We start from the raw sequence: 3,195 nt of genomic DNA, 5'->3' as shown, positions 1-3,195 counted from the left end.
GCGTGAGAGTGGAAACAAAAGAGCCCTGATTGTGCTCGCTCACGGGAAAAAAGCATAAGAGAGGAAACAAAAGAGCTCCGATTGTGCTCGCTCATGGGAAAAAAGCATGAGAGAGGAAACAAAAGAGATCGGATTGTGCCTGCTCACGGGAAAAAAGCGTGAGAGAGGAAACAAAAGAGATCGGATTGTGCCTGTTCACGATAAAAAGCTTACGTGCGGTAACAAAATGTTCGCGCGATAAGTTACCATCGCACCTATTTTTCGAAGTCTATGCTTTTAAGGTATCCTTCTCTTAGAGAAGGATACCTTTTTTAGCATTCTTTCCTAGAATGAATTTGTTATGAACATTATTGTCCACTTTTACCTTGAGCAGCACCGCCAGAAGAACCGCCAGAACTAGAGCCTTTTTGCATCGCCTTTGTAAGAATGTCGATCATTTTTGTTTGGAAGAGTGGACTATCAGATGCTTCAGTGATGACTTGTTGAACGTACTTACGATAGTCTGTACTTTTCATTACGTTAAGCATAATTTTCTCTACTTCAGGATTTTTCATAATATCCGTAATGCCTGCTTGATAATCTGGATCCTTTAGCAATGTTTTCATGAGATTGGTTTGCTCTTTTTCCATGCTTTTCGCGAAGGATGTTGCAAATTGCGGGTCACTAAACATTTTCTGCCAAAACTGCTGCCCTTTATCGGATAATATTTCATCCTCAATCGCTTTTTTTACGACTGCTTCGTCTAATACAAGGGCATTTTTGACCTTATCATCTGCTAATGCAGATTGTATTGCTTTCTTACCATCGTCTGTTTTTAAAATATCTACAATCATTTTCTTCGTCTGATCATAGCCTTGATCTGCTTTAGCGGACTGTTCCTGTGCACATGCAGCTAGAAGGATAAGAGCAGCAGATAATAGTAGTAACGGAATCCGTTTCATATGCCGGAGCCCCTTTCGCGTCTTTTTCTTTTTTAATATAAATAATTAGCGGGAAATTATGCATAAACATGTCTAGCTTTTTGTAAAATAGGTTGTTACAATTTTAGTACCAAAAATCATTTTCATAATTATGGTGGAGGTGGGTTTTGTGACCAGTAGGACATGGGTTCACTTTTTCTTCTCAACGTTACTGCTTGGAGGAGTAAGTACAATCATAATAGGGCTTTTTTTACGATGGAATACGTACAAAATTAATTTTTCGAATTTTCAAGCAATGGAACTTATTACTGTTTCCCTTTGGCTTCTAGGTGTTGGTTTTATTTTTAGTGTTGTGAGTCAAATGGGTTTTTTTGCGTATTTAACATTACATCGTTTTGGTTTACACATGTTTCGTTCTGTCTGGTTATGGAACGGCTTTCAAGTGGTAGTAGTAGTGTTTGTTCTTTGCGACTTTGTATACTTGCGATCGCTCGTCTTATTACATGATAATGCTACCCTTCTTTCAAATGTTCTGCTTGCGTTTTGGCTGCTCGTCAGTGCCATAGTAATTGCGATTGTTAAAAGTAAAGAAACAAATAGGCAAGCTTTTATTCCTGCTTTATTTTTTATGATTGTAGTTACCATTGTCGAATGGGTACCTGCGCTTCGTGTAAATGATCGTGATTGGATGTATATAATGCTTGTACCGTTGTTAGTCTGCAATGCGTATCAATTGCTAATGTTGCACCGAATTACAAATAAAGAAAAGGTAATGTATAAGGGGTAGTCTCCTTGTACATTACCTTTTTTGCTCCAAAGGTGAAATAACTATTGGATATCCTGGGTTTTTGCTTTTGTGTTTGCGATTAACTCGGAGATAGATACATTTGAATATCCGTCTGCTTGTAGCTTTTGCAGCAAAATAGGAAGTGCTGTATTGGTTTGCAGGACAGAATCAGATGCATGCAGCAAAATAATATCTCCCGGATGCAAGTTTTTTGTTACCTTTGCAACAATGGTGTCAACGCCTTCGTTTCTCCAGTCATCGGAGTTGTTGCTCCAATGGATGATTGTATCTCCTTGTTCATGTGCGATTTGGAGAGTTGTTTTATTGAAATTACCACCTGGCGGACGAAGTAAATGAATTTGTTTTACTCCTAGCTTCGTAAATACATCGTGTGCTTTTGCTAGATCCTGTCTAATAGAGGTAGGCTCCATTGTTGTGTAGTCCTTAAAGTTGTAGCCCATACTTCCAATTTCGTGTCCATCCTTCATAATTCGTTCTACAATATCAGGATGACGCTCGGCCCAAGAGGCAGATAAGAAGAAGGTAGCGCCTTTTACATTTTGCTGCTTTAATGTGTCTAAAATAGGAATTGCTTTTTCATCTCCCCAACTAATGTCAAATGTTAGAGCAACTTGTTTTTTGCTTGTATCCCCTTTATAAATTGCCTTTGGTCCGGTTGCGGTAGAAAAAACGCTTTGTTGAGAATAGGTTTGAAGAAATACAATCCACGCAGTAAATAGGGAAAGCACAATAATTAGCATTGTTTGTTTCAGTTTTCCTTTGCTTGTTACAAAGAAGAAAAACATCGGTTATCCTCTCCCTTGTCCATTCTATTTCATTTACATATATGCGGTTGGTTTAAGGAACATGACGAAAGAATGTAGCTAGCGTTCTAATGGATTGGAAAAATGGATTTTTTTGTGGGGAATACTTCTGAATAGGATAAAAAAAGAAATTTAGGAAATAATTATTCTAATAATTCGGGTAAAGAGGTGTTGGCGTGCTAGCGTTTATCGTAAATGAAAAAGAATTAAGGGAATTAGAATATATGTTAAAAAGAGAAATGGATGAGATGTTGTTTGATTTTGAAGATGAGCGTATTGACTATATTGTAAAACGAGCAATGGAAGAACGTTATAGGATTGTCTTTCAATTGTTTATGCGAATTACATCTCCAGAAGAATGTATACGGTATACGAGGAAACGAATACACTAGTTTTAAAATTAGTGTTGACTATACATATAATAATGTGTTACATTATTAACCGTCGCTGATATGAAAGCGATACAAAAATGATAAAAAAATATTTGACATCATTTTTTAAAAGTGTTATATTGTTTGAGTCGCTGCTAAGCGATGTTGAGTTCTTTGAAAACTAAACAAAACATGAAACGTCAGTTTTATTTTTTTAAGCTTAGACAAACTTTAACTTTTATGGAGAGTTTGATCCTGGCTCAGGATGAACGCTGGCGGCGTGCCTAATACAT

The 3,195-nt window shown here is 37.0% G+C and carries 4 protein-coding genes; 2 read left to right on the top strand and 2 right to left on the bottom strand.

The genetic code is table 11. From position 1 onward, the window contains the following. Positions 1-347: 347 nt before the first annotated feature. The gene (gerD, locus tag AC11ZT_RS09020) at positions 348-941 is read right to left on the bottom strand and encodes a spore germination lipoprotein GerD (RefSeq protein ID WP_484059280.1); all 594 of its coding nucleotides are present in this window, start codon (positions 939-941) and stop codon (positions 348-350) included. A 148-nt stretch (positions 942-1,089) separates the two neighbouring features. On the opposite strand from gerD, the gene AC11ZT_RS09015 reads away from it, so the two are divergent. Then, on the top strand, positions 1,090-1,707 hold the full coding sequence (locus tag AC11ZT_RS09015) for a KinB-signaling pathway activation protein (RefSeq protein ID WP_484059279.1): 618 nt from the start codon (positions 1,090-1,092) through the stop codon (positions 1,705-1,707). 41 nt (positions 1,708-1,748) lie between these two features. Here AC11ZT_RS09015 and pdaB read toward each other — a convergent pair whose 3' ends face one another. After that, positions 1,749-2,513: a polysaccharide deacetylase family sporulation protein PdaB gene (pdaB, locus tag AC11ZT_RS09010; protein WP_484059278.1), complete on the bottom strand. Its 765-nt coding sequence runs from the start codon at positions 2,511-2,513 to the stop codon at positions 1,749-1,751. A gap of 194 nt (positions 2,514-2,707) precedes the next feature. Here pdaB and AC11ZT_RS09005 point away from each other — a divergent pair, with 194 nt between their 5' ends. Beyond that, positions 2,708-2,923 carry a hypothetical protein gene (locus AC11ZT_RS09005; RefSeq protein WP_484059277.1) on the top strand — a complete coding sequence of 72 codons (216 nt, stop codon included), beginning with the start codon at positions 2,708-2,710 and terminating at the stop codon, positions 2,921-2,923. The last annotated feature ends 272 nt before the right edge of the window (positions 2,924-3,195 follow it).

It is taken from the genome of Ectobacillus sp. (assembly GCF_056992975.1).
The sequence above is the reverse complement of the archived record's forward strand: the minus strand, read 5'-3'. Positions and strand labels throughout refer to the sequence as shown.

What these genes read in the sequence shown, in the direction of transcription:
- gerD (WP_484059280.1), bottom strand. Translation starts at nt 941, where the DNA reads ATGAAACGGATTCCGTTACTACTATTATCTGCTGCTCTTATCCTTCTA.
- pdaB (WP_484059278.1), bottom strand. Translation starts at nt 2,513, where the DNA reads ATGTTTTTCTTCTTTGTAACAAGCAAAGGAAAACTGAAACAAACAATG.